A 688-nucleotide genomic window follows, 5' to 3' on the forward strand; every position below is an offset into this window, starting at 1 on the left:
CTATATAACATTGAAGCTCGAGATCACACGTTAGCCTCGTATCAGCAATTTACTTTTGATCTAGTAAAGTCCACCCTTGAGCAGGCGTTAAAATCCCAAGGCGAATACGAAAAAGCAGATCCCGATCTGATTATTATTGAGTTCGGTCCAGCGGAAGAGGCGACATTCACCTCTGTGGTTGCCAGTGAAAAGGTTTTTTATCCTGCAGCAAGGGGAGATACTCCGTCCGGTATGTACCCACGGTATCGCCTGGAATCCGGACACCCGTCACTGAAAGCTATCAATATCGGGCATTTGGCTCAGTGGGCTCGGACGTTGCGTCCGGGTGAAAAGTACATCGACATGTTGCGTTCTGTTTATCTCGAACCCTCCGAGCCCGGGTATGCGTTCCGACGCGGTGTTCATCAAGAACGTCAGCTGGCGGAGATGACCCGGGCTGTGTTGTCAGAATACTTTCAGCAGCGAATCAGCAATGAACAACTCAATGGACTTCTGAGTTCCATTGCCAGCCTCAGAAGTCCGCAAAGCCGTCCACCGTTGGGCGATTATGCCGCGATGGAAAACAGTGTTTATCAGTTGTATCTGGGGCATCGTCGTCCTGTCGAGGGCGTTTATGTATTCCGGGTCATGAAGGGGGTAACAAACGAGGACTGGCTGTATACCCCGCAAGCACCGGACGGTTTATGGT

Annotated in this window: 1 protein-coding gene; it reads left to right on the plus strand. The window is 50.9% G+C overall.

Features of this window, described 5'->3' with window-relative positions:
* A partial coding sequence (locus AC1DRJ_RS31110; RefSeq protein WP_477805486.1) for a dermonecrotic toxin domain-containing protein occupies positions 1 to 688 on the plus strand: 688 nt, incomplete at both ends.

The organism is Pseudomonas sp. P5_B2 (assembly GCF_056400445.1).